The following is a 17,964-nucleotide window of genomic DNA, read 5'->3' as shown; positions in this document are numbered from 1 at the left end:
TGACCAACTCTCTTGCCCCGCCTCCGAGGTGAGGGGGCGGGGCGTATTCGTGTGCTCGGGCGGCGGACTACTGGAGGCCGACGGACTTGCAGGCGGCGGCGTAGTCCGGCGTGCAGATCTGGGCCACGGTGTAGAAGCCGTCGGCGACCACCGTGTCCTTGATCTTGTCCTTGGTGACGACGATCGGCGTGAGCAGGTCGGCGGGCACCTTGTTGCCGCTGCCGTTGGTCACCGTGGTCGGGACGAGCGTGGAGTCCAGGGCCGTGCCCGCGGCGAGGGCGACCGCGATCTGGCCGGCCGCGTCGGTCTCGGGCTTGAGCGGCTTGTAGATCGTCATGGTCTGGGTGCCCGCCACGATCCGCTGGATGCCGTCGAGCTGGGCGTCCTGCCCGGTGAGCGGGACGCTGAGGTCGGCCGCCTTCAGCGCGGTCCCGACACCGGCGGCCATGCTGTCGTTGGCCGAGTAGGCGCCGACCACGTTCTTGGCGCCGATCGCGGTGATCGCGGCGGCGGCCTCCTGGTTGGCCACGTTCGCGTCCCACTGCGGGGTGTCGTACTCCTTGCCGATCTTCAGCTTGCCGTCGATCGCGCTGTGCGCGCCGGCCTTGAAGTCGGCGGCGTTGGGGTCGGTGGGCGAGCCGTTGATCATGAAGATCTCGCCCGAGCCCGCCTTGTCGCCCACCGCGGCGACCAGCGCCTGGCCCTGCAGCTCGCCGACCTTGCGGTTGTCGAACGACACGTACGCGTCGGCGGGCCCCTGGGCGAGGCGGTCGTACGCGAGCACCTTGACGCCGGCGTCGTGGGCCTTCTGCACGGAGGACTGGATCGACTTGGAGTCGACCGCGTCCAGGATCAGCACCTTGTCGCCCTTGGTGAGGGCGGTGTCCACCTGGGTCTGCTGGAGCGTCGCGTCCTGGTTGGCGTTGTAGTAGTCGATCTGCGCCTGCGGCGCCAGCTGCTTGATCTTCGCCTCGATCAGCGGGCGGTCGAACTGCTCGTAGCGGGTGGTCTTGGTCTCCGGCAGAAGCAGGCCGATCCGCACCGCTCCGACCGCGGCCGTGCCGCTCGCACTGGCACCGCCGGAGGAACCGCCGCCGGACGACGACTGCTTGGCGCTGCCGCAGGACGCGGCGCCGAGGCCGAGGGATACCACTGCGGTCACCGCGAGGACGCGGCGAAGCCTGATGCTCATGGGGTTGCCTCTCCGGTTTGAGTCCACCCCCTGTCCTCCGAGTCTGGGAAGCCCGGGCCGTGCCCACGACCGCAGGTGCGCCGAACGGGTGCCCGGGGTGTGGCTTTCGGGTCAGGCCGGAGGGCTGCGGCGTCAGGGTGCGTGCATCGCACGGCGGAGGACGGGGCGCCTGCCGGCCGCCGGGCTGAGGAAGCGTCGCGGACTCCGGCCCGCCGAAGGACACGCCCTACTGTTCCCAGGCCAGCGGCAGCTCGGCGGTCAGGCGGGTGCCCGCGGCACTCGGGGCGACGGCCAGCGTGCCGCCGTGGTGACGGGCGATGTCGCGGGCGATCGGCAGGCCGAGGCCGCTGCCGCCCTCGTCGCGGCTGCGGGCGTCGTCGAGGCGGGTGAAGCGCTCGAAGACCCGCTCGCGGTCGGCGGCCGGGATGCCCGGGCCGTCGTCCTCGACGTCCAGGACGGCCACCCCGCGGGCGCGGTCCGCACCCAGCCGCACGTGGACGACGCCGCCCGCGTGCCGCTCGGCGTTGTCGAGCAGGTTGGTGAGCAGCCGTCCGAGCCACAGCGGGATGCCGTCCACGGCGATGCCCGGGGCGAGGTCGGTGGTGCGCCGGTGCGGGCCGGGCGGGCGGCCGAGCACGGTGTCGGCGACCAGCGCGGTGAGGTCGACGCGCTGGCGGGGCCGGTCGTCGGCGCCGCCCGCGTCGAGGCGGGCGAGGAGCAGCAGGTCGGTGGCGAGGCTCTGCAGCCGGTCGGTGTCCTGGAGCGCGCCGTGCACCAGCTCGGCCCGCACCGCCGGGTCGGGGTGGGTGTCGGCGACCTCCAGCTGGGTGCGCAGCACGGCGAGCGGGCTGCGCAGCTCGTGCGAGGCGTCGGCGATGAACTGGCGCTGGCGCCGTCCGGAGGCCTCCAGCCGGTCGAGCATCGCGTTCATGGTGGCGGCCAGGCGGGCGATCTCGTCGGCGGTGCCGGGCTCGGGCACCCGGCGGTGCAGGTCCTGCCCGGTGATGGCGTCGACCTCGGCGCGGATCGCCTCGACCGGGCGCAGCGCGTTCCCGGTGACCTTCCAGGTGACGACGACGCCGGTGAGCAGCAGCAGCGGGCCGGCGACGGCGAGCCCGGCCTGGGTGATGTCGAGGGCCTCGTCGGCGGCGCGCAGCGAGGCGCCCGCGTAGACGGTGACGGGCCCGGCGGGGGTGTCGCCGGTGACGGCGGTGACGCGCTGGCGGTGGTGGTCCAGGAGCGGGTCGACGTCGTCGGTGGTGTGCGAGCCGGTGCGTCCGGCGGGGGTGATCGCGGGGCGTCCGGCCAGGTTGGGGCTGGCGGCGAGGACGGTGCCGCGGGCGTCGACGACCTGGAGGAAGTCGGTGCCGTGGCCGGTGTGCAGGACGGGGGTGAGCCGGCCCTGCGCGGCGAGCTGGGCGACGGTCTCGGCCTGCTGGCGGGTGGCCGAGGCGGCGGAGGCGACGAGGTCGGCGTGCAGGACGGCGAGCAGCCCGGCGCTGGCGAGGGCGAGGGCCGCGCCGAGGACCGTGCCGGCCGCGGCGGTGGCCCGGGCGCGGACGGTGCGCGGGACGAGGCGACGGGCGGAGCGCGGGACGAACTGCGGCTTGCGGTAGGGCACTTCAGCCGCCGGCCGGGTCGAGGCGGTAGCCGGCGCCGCGCATGGTCTGCAGGGCGGCACGGCCGAAGGGGGCGTCGATCTTGCGGCGCAGCGCGTGGATGTGGACCTCGACGACGCTGGGGTCGGCGTCGTGGTCGGCGTCCCAGACGTGGTCGAGGATCTCGCGCTTGGAGACGACCGTCCCGGCGCGGGCGGCGAGGTGCTCCAGGATGGCGAACTCGCGCGCGGTGAGGTGGGTGGGGGTGCCGGCCCGGGTGCAGGTGCGGGCGTTGGCGTCGACGACGAGGTCGCCGAGGGTGTGCAGGCGGGGCCGCTGCTGGTCGATGCGCCGGTGCAGGGCGCGCAGGCGGGCGAGCAGCACGACGAAGGAGAACGGCTTGGACAGGTAGTCGTCGGCGCCGGTGTCGAGGGCCTCGGCCTCGTCCCACTCGCCGTCCTTGGCGGTGAGCATGAGGATCCCGGCGCGGCAGCCGTTCGCGCGGAGGCGGGCGCAGACCCGGTAGCCGTTGAGGCCGGGCAGCATGATGTCGAGCAGGATCACGTCGTAGGGGTGGCGGTCGGCGAGGGCGAGGCCTTCGGGCCCGTTGTGGGCGGTGTCGACGGTGTGGCCGTCCGCCTCCAGGCCGCGGCGAAGCGCGGTGGCCATCCGGTGTTCGTCCTCGACGACGAGAATGTGCATCCGTTCAGGGTGCCAGGTGGTCCGTGGCGATCTTCGGCGGGCTTAAGCGCAGGTTCAGGAACGGTCCGCCATGATCGCCCCGCGCGGCCCGGGCGGTTCCGGGCGCGCGGAGCACGCCACGCAAGGAGAGCGCCCGATGACCGACTCCCCGTCGTCCAGCACCCCGTTCCCGCAGGGCCCGGACTCCGGCCCGGACTCCGGCCCCGAGCTCGGCCCCGAGGGCTCGAAGTTCGGTCCCGAGCCGGGGCCGCACACCGGCGCCGAAGAGGTTCCGCCGCTGCCGGCCAAGCGGCGCCGGGTGGCGCGGGTGCGCGCCTGGGCGGCCGGGCAGGAGCGCCGGATAGCCGCCGGGGTGGCCGCGGTCGCGCTGGTCGGCGCCGCGGGCGGGGTGGCGCTGACCGTCGTGCACGACGGGCACGGCCGGGACCAGGAGCGGGCGATGAGCTGGTCCGAGGACGGCTCCGGCGACCAGGCCGGCCAGGGCGGCCAGGGCGAGCACGGCGGCGAGGCCCGCAAGGGCGGCCACGGCGAGCACGGCGCCCAGGGCCACCGCCACCACGGCGGCGAGCAGGGCTCCGACGACCGGAACGGCGAGGGTCACGACGGCGAGGGCCGGAACGCCGAGGGCCAGGACGGCCGCGCCGGTGGCGCCCCCGCCCCGCTCCCGTCGGTCGCCGCCTCCGCCGCACTGGAGAAGGCGCAGGGCGCCGTCCCCGGCGGCCGGGCCGAGTCGCTGCAGCGCGTCACCGCGCAGGGCGGCACCGCCGCGTGGTCCGTCGTCGTCATCGGCCAGGACGGCGTCCGGCACCGGGTGACGGTGGACGGCGCGAGCGGTGAGCTGACCGGCAACACCGTCGTCGCCGCCCCGGGACGCTGACGTGGCCCAGCACTCGACGCTGACCCGGCCGGACGAACGGACCGGCCGGGCCGCCGGGGCGAACAAGGTCCCGCCGGTGGACGGCTGGTTCTGGCTGGTGAAGATCCTCACCACCGGCCTGGGCGAGGTGCTGTCCGACTTCCTCGCCCGCACCGCGGGGCCGGTCCCCGCGGTGGGCGGCGCCGGCCTGCTGTTCGTGGTGGCCATCGTGGTCCAGCTGCGACTGCGCCGTTGCGTGCCCGGCGTGTACTGGGCCGTGGTGGTCATGGTGAGCGTCTTCGGCACGATGGTCGCCGACGTGGCGCACGTCGCGCTCGGCGTGCCGTACGCGCTGTCGGCGGGCTCGCTGGCGGTGGCGCTGGCGGCACTGTTCGTGCTGTGGCACCGGGTGGAGGGCTCGCTGGCGATCGACCGGGTCACCGGGCTGCGCCGGGAGCTCTTCTACTGGGCGGCCGTGCTGCTGACCTTCGCCCTGGGCACCGCCGTGGGCGACCTGACGGCGGCGACGCTGAAGCTCGGCTACCTGGTCGCCGGCATCGGCTTCGCCGTGCTGATCGCCGTCCCCGCGCTGGCCTCGAAGGCCCGCTGGGTGGGCCCGGTGGCGGGCTTCTGGTGGGCGTACGTGCTCACCCGCCCGCTCGGCGCCTCGTTCGCGGACTGGGCGGGCGTGAGCCACGAGCGGGGCGGCCTGAACCTGGGCACCGGCCAGGTGAGCGTGGCGCTGGCCGTCGCGATGGCGCTGGCCCTCGCCCTGTCCGCCCGCGCGGCGCGGGCCAGGACGCGCCGGGCGCGGGCTGGACGCTCCGCCGCCTGACGTCTACATTGCTGTAGACGCCGCGGAGGCGTACGGCACACCCCCCGGACTGCCGTCCGCCTCCGCCGCGTCCTGCCCGGTGGCCGCGGGTCTCACCCGCGCTCGTCGATCACCCGCTTGATCTTCCCGACCGAGCGCTCCAGCGTGTACGGCTCGACCACCTCGGCCGTGACCGTCACGCCCACCCCGTCCTTCACCGCCCGGACGATCGCCGCCTCCGCCGCCGTCCGCACCTCCGCGGGCGCGTCCGGCCGCGCCTCGACGCGCACCGCCATCACGTCCAGCCGCCCCTGCCGGCCCAGCCGCAGCTGGAAGTGCGGCGCGACGCCCGGGGTGCGCAGCAGGATCTCCTCGATCTGGGTCGGGAAGACGTTCACCCCACGCAGGATGATCATGTCGTCGCTGCGCCCGGTGACCTTCTCCATCCGCCGGAACGCCGGCCGCGCGGTGCCCGGCAGCAGCCGGCTGAGGTCGCGGGTGCGGTAGCGGATGACGGGCAGCGCCTCCTTGGTGAGCGAGGTGAACACCAGCTCGCCGCCCTCCCCCTCCGCCAGCACCTCGTCAGTGAGCGGGTCGACGATCTCCGGGTAGAAGTGGTCCTCCCAGACGTGCAGGCCGTCCTTGGTCTCCACGCACTCCTGCGCGATGCCGGGCCCGATCACCTCGGACAGCCCGTAGAGGTCGACGGCGTGCAGGTCGAGCCGGTCCTCGATCTCGCGCCGCATCTCCTCCGTCCACGGCTCCGCCCCGAAGATCCCGATCCGCAGCGACGTGCCGCGCGGGTCGATCCCCTGCTTCTCGAACTCGTCCAGCAGCGTGAGCATGTAGGACGGGGTGACCATGATGATCTCGGGCCGGAAGTCCTGGATGATCTGCACCTGCCGCGCCGTCATGCCGCCGGACGCCGGGATCACCGTGCAGCCCGCCCGCTCGGCGCCGTAGTGGGCGCCGAGCCCGCCGGTGAACAGCCCGTAGCCGTACGCGATGTGCACCTTGTGGCCGGCCCGTCCGCCGGCCGCGCGGATCGAGCGGGCGACGACGTCCGCCCACATCGACAGGTCGTTCTCGGTGTAGCCGACGACGGTCGGGCGCCCGGTGGTGCCGCTGGAGGCGTGGATCCGGCGGACCCGGTCCATCGGGACGGCGAACAGGCCGAACGGGTATCCCTCGCGCAGGTCGGCCTTGGTGGTGAACGGGAAGCGGGCGAGGTCCGCCAGGCTGCGGCAGTCCCCCGGCCCGACCCTGGCGGCGTCGAACTTGCGGCGGTACAGCTCGACGTTGTCGTACGCGTGCCGCAGGGTGGCCCGGAGGCGGTCGAGCTGGAGGGCGCGCAGTTCGCCGACCGTCATCCGCTCGCCGGCGTCCAGCAGCCCCGGCGGGACGGGCTCGCCGAGGCGCCTCGGCGAGGCGCTCCCGGCTCCCTCGGGGACCCCGGCTTCTTCGGGCGCGCTGCTGGTCATCGTCGCTCCTTCGCAGGTCGGCCGGGCCCCCGCGGCCGCCCCGACCGATCGTTCGGCCGGGCGACCCCAGGGCCAGTAATCCAGGACGCGCCGCGGGTGTCAAGACATCGGGCCGACTCCGCGGAGCCCATCCGGATTGCGCAGTTCCGGCCCGTTCACGGCGAGATTTCCGGGGCCGAGTTGACGATCCGATATGAAAATCATTACGAATTTTTACCCGGATACGGCTACCACCGGCTCCCCCGCATGGTTCAGTGGTCCGGCTTCCCCTGCCACCCGGAGTGATCACCTTGCCCACGTCCCCCGCCCTGGTCAGCGCGCTGCGCGAACTCGGCGACCGACCCGCCGTCGTCGCCGGCGGCCGCTCGATCAGCGGCATCGGCCTGCTGCTCGGCGTCTCCCCGCCCGGCGGACTGCCCGGAGCCGTCGCCGCCAAGGTCGCCGCACACTCCGCGCTGCCCGCGAGCACCGCCCGCGCCGCCGAGCAGCGGCTGCGGCACTGGGCGGGCGTCCTCGGCCCGGAGCCCATCCGGCACACCCTGCTCCACCCCGCGACCGACCTCGCCGTCGAACTCGCCCTCGCCACCCTGCTGGCCGGCGGCACCGTCCACTGCGCCGACCCCGACCAGCGCCCCGAGGAGCAGCTCGCCGCCCTCGCCACCACCGGCACCACCCACCTCACGCTGCCCTCCGACCTGCTCTGGCGCCTCGCCCGCGTGCCCGGCCTCGCCGCCCACGACCTGTCCGCGCTGCGCCTCGTCCTGCACGTCGGCCCCGAGCCCCGGCAGGACGACGTCTACGCCGCCGTCGACGCGCTCGGCGCCGTCGTCGCCCACCTGCGCGAGCCGCACAGCGACGCCGAGGCCGCCGAGCACCGGTTGCGCGCCGCCGCCGCCACCGCCGCGACCGCCGCCTGGAAGCACGCCATCGGCATCACCGCCGAGCAGGTCCGCGACTTCGGCGCGCACCTCGACCACGCCGTCCTCGGCTCGCTCCTGCTGACCCTCCAGCAGTACGGCGTCCTCACCGACCCCGCCACCGGGCACACCGAGACCGAGATCCTCGACTCCGTCGTCGTCACCCCCGTCTACCGCCCCCAGGTCGTGCGCTGGCTCGACGCCCTCGCCCGGCACGGCCTGATAGCCCGGCACGACGACCGCTACGTCGGCGCGCCGCCGCTCGCCGCCGCCGAGGTCCGCGAGACCTGGCGCCCGGCCGCCGACGCCTGGGCCGACGGGCTCGGCCAGGCCGCCGCCCTCGACCGGGTCCGGCGCGCCGCCCTGCGCCTGCCCCGCCGGATCACCGGCCAGGAGCCGCCCCGCCCGGCCGTCCCCCCGCTGCGCTGGACCGCCGCCCGCGGGTACTTCGGCGCGGCGCTCGGCTCGCTCGTCCGCGGCATGGCCGAGGCGCACGACGGGCCCGCGCCGCTGCGGGTGCTGGAGCTCAGCGACGGCGACGGCACCGACACCGCGATCGCCCGCGCCCTGTCCGCCCGCCCCCGCCAGGTCGTCGAGCACCACCCGCTGCCCGACGGCGGCCGCTTCGACGTCGTCGTCGCCACCGGCGCCGGCGACCCGGACACCACCGTCGCGGAGCTCGTCCGCCTGCTGGCGCCCGGCGGCCGGCTGCTGCTCGTCGCGGCGACGGACGAGCAGCTCGACGTCCTCGTCACCACCGAACCCGACGCCCTCGAAGCGCCGGCGCCCGCGCCCGCTCCCGCCGAGGAGTGGCGCGCGGCGCTGACGGCGGCCGGCTGCGCGACCGTCCTCGCCCTGCCCGAGGACGGGCACCCGATGGGCCTGCTCGGCCAGCACCTGTTCGTCGCCCGCGTGCCCTGAGCCGCCGCACTAGGATCGAGGACATGGCCCAGTCCTCCCGGCACGCGGTCCCGCTCGCGTCGATCGCCTCGATCGCCTCGATCGCGTCGCTCGCCTCGATCGCCTCGATCGCGTCGCTCGGCTCGCTCGGCTCGCTCGGCTCGCTCGGCTCGCTGCTCTCGATCGGCTCGGTCGGGTCGATCCTGTCGATCGGCTCGGTGGGCTCCTTCCTGTCCATCGGCTCGATCGGCTCGTTCGGATCCGTGGGTTCCATCGGCTCGTTCGCCTCCGCCGGCTCGATCGGCTCCGCGCTCTCCGCCCTGTCCATCGGCGCCTGGCGTAGCGTCGGCTCGCTCGGCAGCGCCCGCGGCCGGGCCGCGTGGTCCCACCCGCCCCGGCGGCAGCACGGTGAGCATTTCGTGGTCGAGCGGTGAAGCCCGGGTCACGCACCGCCACCCGATGCGTACCATTTCGATACCGAAGCGGGGATGAGCTGCGAGGATCCTCGCCCGTCGGCCCCGGGCCCGGGTAGCATCCGCCTGGGCTCGTCACCGCCCGGCACGCGGGAGTTCGGGGACGGGCCCAGGCCTCCCGGCCGTGATGCAGGCGGCTCCTCCCGCCGTCGGCGGCCTCGGATCCGGGCGGCGGAACCCCGCGGGGCGTTGGCGGTCCCCGCGGACTCGACTCCGCGCGCCAGGGCAGTCGCGCGAACGGCGAAGGGCATCGTGTTGGCGGATCGGCTCACCGGCGGGGACTCCTCACTGCTGCGGCGGATCAACGCGGCGGTCACGCTCCGGGCGTTGCGGGCCGGCCACGCCGTGACCCTCACTCAGCTCGTCGGCGAGACCGGGCTCTCCCGGCCCACCGTCGAGGGCGTCATCGAGGGACTCGTCGACACCGGGCTCGTCGCCGAGGTCGACCAGCCCAAGGAGGACGGCCAGCCGGGCACCGGCCGCCGCGGCCGGCCCGCCCGCTGGTTCCGCTTCCGCGCCGAGGCCGGGCACATCCTCGGCATCGAGATCGGCGTGCACGACGTCCGCGTCATCCTCGCCGACCTCACCGGCGAGGTGCTGGGCAGTCACTTCAAGCCCGTCGACGAGACCCTGGAGGCCGAGGACCGGCTCGCCGCCGTCCGCACCGCCGTCGCCGAGGTGCTGCGCAAGGCCGGCATCTCGCGCGACAACCTGTGGGCCGTCGGCATCGGCACCCCCGGCATCGTCGACCGCGAGGGCACCATCCGGCTCGGCACGGCCATGCCCGGCTGGACCGGCCTCGACCTCGGCGTGCGGCTGCGCCGCTCCTTCCGCTGCCCCGTGCTGATCGAGAACGACGCCAACCTCGCCGCGATCGCCGAGCACTGGCAGGGCGCGGCGGTCGGAGCCGACGACGTCGTCTTCGTCATGGCCGGTCTCAGCCCCGGGGCCGGCTCGCTCATCAACGGCCGCCTGCACCGCGGGTACGGCGGCGCCGCCGGCGAGATCGGCGCGCTGCACCTGCTGGGCCAGGAGGTCACCCCCGAGCGGCTCCTGTCCACCACCGGCAAGCCCCTCAACCCGCTCGACGAGGCGGCCGTCGCCCGCGTCCTGCGGCTCGCGCGCGAGGGCGACGAGGTGGCCAAGGTCGCCATGGACCGCTTCCTGACCCGCCTCGTGCAGTCCGTCGCCGCCCTCGTCCTCGCGATCGACCCGCGCCTGGTCGTGGTCGGCGGGTGGGCCGCCGGGCTCGACGGCGTCCTGGAGCCGCTGCGCGAGCGGCTCGCCGAGTTCACGCTCCGCGCGCCCGAGGTGGCCCTGGCCGCGCTCGGCTCGGAGGTCGTCGCGATGGGCGCCCTGCGCGTCGCCCTGGACCACGTCGAGGAGCAGCTCTTCGCCGTCGACCCGCCCCGGGTCTGACACCTCCGGGTGGGCGAACGACCGAGGCCCGGACGCCTGTGGAGCGTCCGGGCCTCGGTCCGAGGGTGGTGCGATGTGGTTCGCGGGCCGCCGTGGCTCAGGAGGCGGCGGTTCAGGAGCCGACGGTTCAGGAGGCGGCGGTTCAGGAGGCGGTGCGCACCTCGGGAGACGAGGCGGCGGCGGAGGCCGCGACCGGGGTGACCTCGACGAGACCGGCCTCGCCGAAGGTGAGCTTGCAGGTGTCGGCGCGGTAGGTCGCGACGGCCAGCGCCACCAGGCGGCCGGCCGAGGCGTACTGGGTCGTCATCACCAGCACCGGCGAACCCGGCGGGCGCTCCAGCAGGACGGCCTCGTCGGCCTCGGCGACGCCCAGCTCGACCGCCCGGGACTCGCCGTCGACCTCAAGGCGCTCCAGCTGGCGCAGCACCGAACGGGCGCGGTCGCTCTCGGCGCGGAAGCCCGGCAGGTGCGGCAGCGCGGAGGCGGGCACGTGCAGCGACTCGGTGGCCACCGCCCGGCCCTCGACCAGCCGGACCCGGCGCACGGTGTGCACGGTGGCGCCCTCGGCGATGCCCAGGTGCTTCGCGAGCTGCGGGGAGGCCGGGGCGGTGGTGCAGTCCACCGTGCGCCAGGACTGGCTGCGCCCGGCACCGGGCCAGCCCTCCTCCTGCCGGTTGACCGGCACGCCGACGCGCGGGGCGGCGATCAGGGTGCCGATGCCGCGGCGGCGAACCAGGCGGCCCTCCAGCTCCAGCTGGTCGAGCGCCTGGCGCAGCGTCGCGCGGGCGACACCGAAGCGGGCGGAAAGCTCGCGCTCGTTGGGCAGCACCTGGCCGGTGGAGAACTCCGAGTCGATGGCGCGGAGCAGCACCGTGCGCAGGTGCCAGTACTTCGGCTCCGGTACCGACGTGAGCTGCCCTGTCGTCCCCACCGTGTCCTCCACCCTGTCGCGTCCGCCCGGCCGGAGTGGCGGGCTGAGAAGAGGGGCGGATCGCGGGCCCGCTGTCCGCTGTTGCGGCAGGTGGGAGAGCGGGCCTTTATCCGTCCTTCTTTATTAAAGGTCCTTGCAGTAAGCGACCCTAGGGGCATCTCGCGGAGATGGTCAAGACCAATGGCACGGCTTGGTGCGACCGTCGCGGGACTTCATGCCGCGTTCACGTCATTCACGTCCGGACGCGCGTCACGGCGCGGGCCGTACGCATCCACTCGGTAGGCTGCCCGGGTGATCGTGGTGACGAGTGTGAACGTGAACGGAATCCGGGCCGCCGCCAAGAAGGGCTTCATCGAGTGGCTGGCCGCCACCGAGGCGGACGTCATCTGCCTGCAGGAGGTGCGCTCCGAGCCCGGCCAGCTGCCCGTCGAGCTCCGGGACCTGGACGGCTGGCACGCCGTCTGGGCCCCGTCCGTCGCCAAGGGCCGGGCGGGCGTCGCCGTCCTGTCCCGCGCGGAACCGCAGCGGACGGCGATCGGATTCGGATCAGAGGAATTCGACAATTCGGGCAGGTACGTGGAAATCGACCTCCCGGGCCTCACCGTCGCGAGCCTCTACCTCCCCTCCGGCGAGGTCGGCACCGAGCGCCAGGACGAAAAGGAACGCTTCATGGCGGAATTCCTCGTCCACCTCACCGCCCTGCGCACCCGCGCCGCCGCCGACGGCCGCGAGGTCGTCGTCTGCGGCGACTGGAACATCGCGCACCGCCCCGAGGACCTCAAGAACTGGAAGGCCAACCAGAAGTCCGCCGGCTTCCTCCCCGAGGAGCGCGCCTGGCTCTCCCGCGTCTACGACGAGGCCGGCTACGTCGACGTCGTCCGCGCCCTCCACCCCGACCGCACCGGCCCCTACTCCTGGTGGTCCTACCGCGGCCGCGCCTTCGACAACGACTCGGGCTGGAGGATTGACCTAATCGTATGCACTAAGAATTTGGCAAACAGGGCTATCGAGGCCTACGTCGAGCGCGCCGCCTCCCACGCCGAGCGCTGGAGCGACCACGCGCCCGTCACTGCCGAGTTCGACTTCGGTGATAACTGACCTACAAGCAGCAGCATTTGGGTAAAATCTGGAGGCGACACCGGATTTCGGCGCCCTAGGCGCAAGCCTTCTCCCGCCGGTGGACCAGGCCTACTATCTTGCCCGGGTCGTTTTTACAAGTCGATTCGCATCCCACCCTCCGAATGGGATACGGCATTGGGCGAAGAGCCGGTGACATGCATCAGCAAGGCCGGACACCTCCCCTACATCGCCAACCAGCAACCGGCTGACGACCGCCCAGGCCAAGCGGTTCGCCTCTGCCACGAATCCGACAACCCTCACGCCACCCCAATGTCAGCACAACTCCCGGCCAGCCACCAGGTAAAAAAGCAACCCAAATAACCAGTCAGGCAACACGACGAGAGGCCCCTCAAGATTTCCTCGAGGAGCCTCTCACCAGCCGGCAACCACAGTCGAATCTCTCCCATGTGCCCGAATATGGCTGCAGCGTTACTCGGGCCCTCTATTTCCCAAACTTGGGAATAAGACCGGAAAACTCGACCCTAGCCAGCCTATCGACCGCCCGCAAAATCTCACCTCTAGTTACAGCTGGAACCACGAGAACATTTGCCATTACGAAGTATCCACTCGAGGGGACTTCGTCCGAAACCTCTTGGGCCAGGCGCACCGGATCATAGACAGTCAGATCAAAAGCGGCCTCCTCCGTCGAAATGACCACATCAACCAGGTAGCCCTTGGCTTCAGTCTCGACCTCGTAACCGTCCATATACTCGGGAAACCTCAAGCTGTATGGAATCATCAAATTGCCCTCGCTCACCTTGTCTTGATATGAGACAGTGCGTCAGTGTACTCCTCCGGTGTTAGGTTAGCACCGGGTGCTGGCACAACCTCGAAGTGCCTGGGGTCGTTTCCTCGCTGAATGATTCGAAGAGAGTCAGGCACGCTACCCATGTCTATGCCATGCGGCACAAATCCCTTCCCGGCAACACTTTCGGGATTATCAAATACGGACAGGCCGTGCGTTTCCTTGACGAATCCTGTAGCCGGGTCCACCTTATAGTCATTCGGACGGGGAACGAAACTGGGCGACTCGCCTGCCCTCGCGCCCCGAAAACAGCTCTCTGGTCCAGGTCCAGCATTGTGCACCAGAATTGGAATTTCCGCAGCCAGCACATAGTACGTGTGAAGGTCGGAAACTGTGAGGTTGTAGGTGAAGACCTGCTGGTGATAGTTGTGTACGCCCGCTACGGTGACCGCGGCTCCGTCGGGCTCTCGGAGTTCTTCGCCTGCCTTGAGTTCGCTGGCTTCGGTCCAGCGTCCGTTGGTTAGGCTCCAGAAGGGGTGGTGCCAGGTGGTGGTCAGCGTCCGGCTCTGGGTCTGCCCTGATACGTCTGAGGTCGAAGCACCCTGGAACGACAAGTCGGTGAAGTCCTCGTCGTTTGGCGTCTCAGTGACGGCCGTTACGGCCTTACCGTCAGTTTCGCCAGTCTGGGGATCTGTCGCGAGAACCCGGTCTCCGACCTTAATTTGTTCGATTGACGTCTGCTGGCCGTCGGCCATGACGACCAAGGTTCCGGCGACGAAACTCTGACACAAACGAGCACGGGCTCCTGACGAGAGGCCGGAGAGCTCACCCGGCCTGCCGCCCCTGGCGGCCAGGCCCATCATCGAACCGGCAACCGCATTCGCTGTTCTCTCAGCCGGAGAAGGACCGAAAGGCGTTTCAAGCGGGGCCTGAATGGCTCCGTGCCCGGTCATTTGGCCTTCCAGGCCACAATCGATGTAGAGACAGTAGTGAGCCCGGAAGTAGTCGGCTTCTTCCTCGGTGGCACCGTATTGCCACATCCGCAGTGCCGCCCAGTCGACGGAGCTCTGACCAGAGTTGTACTTGATGCTTACGCGGACCTGCTCAGCGGTGGACGCGATTCTAACCGGTTCCTGATGCTGGGCCATTCCTGCGGTCTTCAGGAAGGAGCGCATAGTACGTTCTTCCAGGGAAGGACATGAGTTGTCGTTCCTGCAGTCGAATGATCCGTAACCCTTATTTCCTGTGTTCCCGTGATCACCTTCGAGGGGCCCAAGGTCGACCGGCAAATGAGCGCAGCCGGATAGATCACAGGACGGATCTGGCCTAAGGCCTGTCGGGTCAGAGAGGTTTACGGGATCGTTGTTGCTGTAGGCGTAGCCGTTCCACTGTTGCGGGTTGGTGGTGTCGAGGATCGGGTCCGGGCTGATGAAACGCCCGGTGTTGGGGTCGTACTGGCGTGCTCCGAGGTTGGTCAGGCCGGTGGCGTCGTCCTTGCTTCCGCCGACAAAGCCCTTGATACCGGCCCAGGCTGATGCGGCGGGCTGGGTGCCGCGGGGGTTGCCGAAGGGATCGGTGGGACGCCGGGTGACGGTCTGGTTTGCGTCGGTGTTGACTTGGACGCCGTTGGTGCCGTGCGGGTCTGCTGCCTGAATCAGGACGGTGCCGCCGCCGATGGCCGCGGTAACCCTGGTGTAGGTCAGGCCGCCGGGCGCGGAAAAGGAACGGACGTTGCTCGCTGAGCCGCTGGAGGTGTCGAGTGTGAGTTCGTCGGTGGGCAGGTTGAGTGTGGTCTTGCCGGGATTTCGGCGGATGAGCTGGTTGCCGTCGGCGTCGTAGAGGTAGGTCGTGGCGCCGGCCTGGCCGGTCTTGGTGAGGGAGTCGAGCTTGTCCTCGCCGTTCCAGGTCAGGCTAGCGGTACCGCTGGTATCGGTGATGGCCGTGGTTCGGCCCTTGGAGTCGTACTGGTAGCCGACGGCCTTGGTGCCTGCGGGTCCGGTGATGGTGGAGGTGAGAAGGGCGTGGGGCCCGCCGGTTCCGCCGCCGGTGTTGGACGCACTGGTGGGGGTGTTGGTGGTCTTGGCGGTTCCGAAGGTCTGGGTGGTGGTGGTGTCGTTGAGGCTGTTGCCGGTGATGTCGTGCTGGACGAGGCTCGTGCGGTTCCCGGTGGCGTCGTAACCGTAGGTGTTCCAGTACGGCGCCGGGCCTCCGATCGTGCGTCCGCCGGGGCTGACGATGGCCGGGCCGCTCGCGTTGTTGCAGGCCCCGATTCCGGGGACGGTGGTGGAGCTGCCGGTGCCGTGCTTGGTGCCGGCCGAGTCGGTCCAGTCGGCGATGGTGGAGGTGCCACCGGTGTCAGTCCAGGCGTTGGTCAGCCGGCCCAGGTAGTCGTAGGTGAAGCACTGAGTGTCGGTTGCCGAGGCGTCCTGGATGTTCGCGACGGACGTGATCCGCCCGGACGGGGTGTAGGTGTAGCTGGTCTGGTCGATGGAGACGGTGCCGACCTGCCGGTCCACGAAGGAGTTGATGACCCGTCCGGTGGCCCAGTCGTATTGCTGTGTAGAGACGACCTGTGTGCCGTAGTCGCCAGCCGTGGTCCGCACGGGGCGAGCGAGGGCGTCGTAGTCGACCTGCTGGACGATGCTCTGGTCGAGGCTCGCGATGGAGAACAGGAGGCCCGTGATGGTTCGGGCGTAAGTGACGGACTCGGCCGGAAGTCCACCGGCTGCGGGAATGCTGCTCGCCGTCAGCGTGCCGAGAACTGGGCTGTAGGTGTTGGTGGTGGTGTAAGTTCCGGCAAGCGCTCCTTCGATGGGCGGGATGATGACGGAGGCCCCGAGGGGCCGGTAGGCCGTGTCGTAGCTGGTGACAGCCTTGGTGTAGGCCGCTCCGCTCGCGCCGCCCACGTAGCGGGTGGAAGAGGTGGGCTGGCCCTTGGCGAGGGTGTCGTAGGCCCAGGAGGCCAGCTGGTTCGCCGGCGCCACGCTCCCGTTGAACATGCCGGTTTTGCGACCGAGCAGGTCGTAGGTGTAGGCGAGGGTGTTGCCCTTGGCGTCGACGGTGTGGTCGATGCGCGAGTTGGCGTCGTAGAACGTCTGCGATGTACCGGTGTCCGGGTCGGACGCGGAGATCTGCCTTCCGCGCAAGTCGTAGGTGTTAGTCCAGGTGTTGCCGCTGCTGTCGGTGCGGGCAGTGGACTGGCCGGTCGGTGAATAGGTGTAGGTGGTGACGTCCGCGTCGGCGCCGTTGCCCGTAGCGGTGGGCGTGCGGTACTGCCACAGCGCGACGGGGTTTCCGCGAGCGTCTGTCACGGTCGAGCTCGGCGTGCCGCCGCTGGGCGGGATGGTGTCGGTCCGGTCCGCTCCCGGGTAGGCACTGGTGGTAGCCCACTGGGCGTTGCCGTAGGAACGGAACTCCGCTCGCACGACCCGCCCGTTGCCGTCGTAGGTGTTCCAGGTCTGGCCTGGTACCTGGCCGTCGGCTGCCGGCATGAAGATCGACTCGGTGGGGAACGACTTCCCCTCGTAGTACGCCGACGAGGTCTTGATCGCCCAGCCGTGCGTGTCGTACACGGTGTCGGTGATCAGGCGGCCGGTCGGTCGAGCGTCGCTCGTGCGCTGGTTCTGGCGCGGTCGGCCGAGGCCGTCGTAGATGTCGATGCTCACCGAGTAGGTGGCCGCGTCGTCGTTGAGTGTCTCGGTCTTGACGGTTGACGGCGCCGAGCTGCCCTTGACCCCGTAGGTGAACCTCCGGCTCGGGAGCTTCGCCGTCGGGCGGTCCGGCATCCAGACGGCGGTGAGCCGACCGAGCGCGTCGTACTGCTGGGTGATGACGCGGCCGTTGGCATCGGTGCTGCTCAGTGTCGACCCACGCGCCGGATCCTGCATGACCGTCGCGGTCCAGCCGGCGCCCATGGGCCCCACGGTCTGCACTTGGGTCGGGAGTGCACCAGCAGCCGGCGTCGGAAGGACCGTAGTCACCGCAGGAGTGATGGCCGGTCCGCTCAGCTGGGCGCCCGAGGCGTTGTAGGTGGAGCCATCGGTGGTCGCGTTGGTCAGTCCGCGGCCGTACACGTCGAAGGTCGCGCTGCCAGCCTGGGTGTAGACGGCGTTTCCGGCCTGGTCGAAGTGATCGAGGGCCTGGGAACTGGTCCCATCCCCCGTCGTACCGGCCCGGCCGAAGGCTTTGCCATCATAGATCGTGTGGCTGCCGGACAGGGTGTTGGCAGACGTGGCGCTACCGGCACAGGTGCCCTGGAACGCGATCTTCTCCGATACCAGCACCAACAGTTGCGGGTTGTCACTGACCGCGTAGCTGGTGGTCGCGCAGGTCTCGGGAGTGGCGACGGTACCGTCGCCCTTGTCGTCGACCTTGACGACACGGTTACCGTTGGCTGGCTCCGTGGTCGTGACCTTCGTTGTCGTACGCCATGTCCCGTCGGCAAGCCTGGATTTGGTGATCGCCGTGGTCTCGAAGTCCGGCCTCCAGGCATAGATCTTCGGCGCGCCGGCGCTCTGGGCGTGGGTCGCTGAGGTCTGCTGCCCGTTGTAGGTGGCTCCCGAGATGGCCGTCACTGTCCCACCAGCCTGGTCGAAGACCTCTGTGGCTACAACGCGGCCGGCGAGTTGGGCGCTGTCAGGGACGCTGCCGCCGAGGGGGCTGGGAACGTCGGGGACGGTGCGTAGGGTCTTGCCGTCGGCGAGATAGTCGCCGGCCATGCCCGGGTCTGTACGGTCTTCGGTGTAACTCCCGATCAAGGAAGAACACCTGATGAGCGACGTGATCGTCTCTGCTGAGGCGGTTGAGGAAGTCCGGCC

General features: G+C 71.2%; 13 protein-coding genes. 6 read left to right on the top strand and 7 right to left on the bottom strand.

Translation table 11 applies throughout. The features are described from left to right. Positions 1 to 67: 67 nt before the first annotated feature. The 3 genes from ACFVU9_RS30130 to ACFVU9_RS30120 all read right to left on the bottom strand — a co-directional run bounded on the left by ACFVU9_RS30130 (position 68) and on the right by ACFVU9_RS30120 (position 3,492). Positions 68 to 1,192: a sugar ABC transporter substrate-binding protein gene (locus ACFVU9_RS30130; protein WP_387598769.1), complete on the bottom strand. Its 1,125-nt coding sequence runs from the start codon at positions 1,190 to 1,192 to the stop codon at positions 68 to 70. Positions 1,193 to 1,418: 226 nt separating this feature from the next. Next, positions 1,419 to 2,813 carry a sensor histidine kinase gene (locus ACFVU9_RS30125; protein WP_387598766.1) on the bottom strand — a complete coding sequence of 465 codons (1,395 nt, stop codon included), beginning with the start codon at positions 2,811 to 2,813 and terminating at the stop codon, positions 1,419 to 1,421. 1 nt (position 2,814) lies between these two features. Next, a complete protein-coding gene (locus ACFVU9_RS30120; protein ID WP_359972186.1) occupies positions 2,815 to 3,492 on the bottom strand; it encodes a response regulator transcription factor in 678 nt (225 codons plus the stop codon). A 136-nt stretch (positions 3,493 to 3,628) separates the two neighbouring features. Here ACFVU9_RS30120 and ACFVU9_RS30115 point away from each other — a divergent pair, with 136 nt between their 5' ends. Continuing rightward, positions 3,629 to 4,369, top strand: a complete 741-nt coding sequence (locus ACFVU9_RS30115) for a hypothetical protein (RefSeq protein ID WP_387598763.1) — start codon at positions 3,629 to 3,631, stop codon at positions 4,367 to 4,369. Between the two features lies 1 nt (position 4,370). Continuing rightward, positions 4,371 to 5,183 carry a hypothetical protein gene (locus tag ACFVU9_RS30110; RefSeq protein WP_387598760.1) on the top strand — a complete coding sequence of 271 codons (813 nt, stop codon included), beginning with the start codon at positions 4,371 to 4,373 and terminating at the stop codon, positions 5,181 to 5,183. A 92-nt stretch (positions 5,184 to 5,275) separates the two neighbouring features. Here the strand turns inward: ACFVU9_RS30110 and paaK are convergent, their stop codons facing one another. After that, on the bottom strand, positions 5,276 to 6,643 hold the full coding sequence (paaK, locus tag ACFVU9_RS30105) for a phenylacetate--CoA ligase PaaK (RefSeq protein ID WP_387598757.1): 1,368 nt from the start codon (positions 6,641 to 6,643) through the stop codon (positions 5,276 to 5,278). Positions 6,644 to 6,933: 290 nt separating this feature from the next. Between paaK and ACFVU9_RS30100 the strand changes: the two genes are divergently transcribed. The 3 genes from ACFVU9_RS30100 (at position 6,934) to ACFVU9_RS30090 (ending at position 10,352) form a co-directional block, all read left to right on the top strand. Then, a complete protein-coding gene (locus ACFVU9_RS30100; RefSeq protein WP_387598754.1) occupies positions 6,934 to 8,481 on the top strand; it encodes a hypothetical protein in 1,548 nt (515 codons plus the stop codon). 23 nt (positions 8,482 to 8,504) lie between these two features. Next, a complete protein-coding gene (locus ACFVU9_RS30095; protein ID WP_387598751.1) occupies positions 8,505 to 8,894 on the top strand; it encodes a hypothetical protein in 390 nt (129 codons plus the stop codon). 294 nt (positions 8,895 to 9,188) lie between these two features. Continuing rightward, positions 9,189 to 10,352 carry an ROK family protein gene (locus ACFVU9_RS30090; protein WP_380442312.1) on the top strand — a complete coding sequence of 388 codons (1,164 nt, stop codon included), beginning with the start codon at positions 9,189 to 9,191 and terminating at the stop codon, positions 10,350 to 10,352. Positions 10,353 to 10,494: 142 nt separating this feature from the next. Here ACFVU9_RS30090 and ACFVU9_RS30085 read toward each other — a convergent pair whose 3' ends face one another. Next, positions 10,495 to 11,283: a GntR family transcriptional regulator gene (locus ACFVU9_RS30085; protein ID WP_380498334.1), complete on the bottom strand. Its 789-nt coding sequence runs from the start codon at positions 11,281 to 11,283 to the stop codon at positions 10,495 to 10,497. Positions 11,284 to 11,574: 291 nt separating this feature from the next. Here ACFVU9_RS30085 and ACFVU9_RS30080 point away from each other — a divergent pair, with 291 nt between their 5' ends. Beyond that, positions 11,575 to 12,381 (top strand): exodeoxyribonuclease III, encoded by an 807-nt coding sequence (locus ACFVU9_RS30080; RefSeq protein ID WP_380498335.1) that lies wholly within the window; start codon positions 11,575 to 11,577, stop codon positions 12,379 to 12,381. Positions 12,382 to 12,844: 463 nt separating this feature from the next. Here ACFVU9_RS30080 and ACFVU9_RS30075 read toward each other — a convergent pair whose 3' ends face one another. Both ACFVU9_RS30075 and ACFVU9_RS30070 read right to left on the bottom strand, forming a co-directional pair. Next, entirely contained in the window at positions 12,845 to 13,159 is a 315-nt protein-coding gene (locus tag ACFVU9_RS30075) for a hypothetical protein (RefSeq protein WP_380498336.1), read from the bottom strand. Then, on the bottom strand, positions 13,156 to 17,865 hold the full coding sequence (locus tag ACFVU9_RS30070; protein WP_387598745.1) for a polymorphic toxin-type HINT domain-containing protein: 4,710 nt from the start codon (positions 17,863 to 17,865) through the stop codon (positions 13,156 to 13,158). Before ACFVU9_RS30070 ends, ACFVU9_RS30075 begins: the two co-directional genes overlap by 4 nt. Positions 17,866 to 17,964: the final 99 nt, after the last annotated feature.

Source organism: Kitasatospora sp. NPDC057936 (genome assembly GCF_042887525.1).
Classification (GTDB): Bacteria; Actinomycetota; Actinomycetes; order Streptomycetales; family Streptomycetaceae; genus Kitasatospora.
The sequence above is the reverse complement of the archived record's forward strand: the minus strand, read 5'-3'. Positions and strand labels throughout refer to the sequence as shown.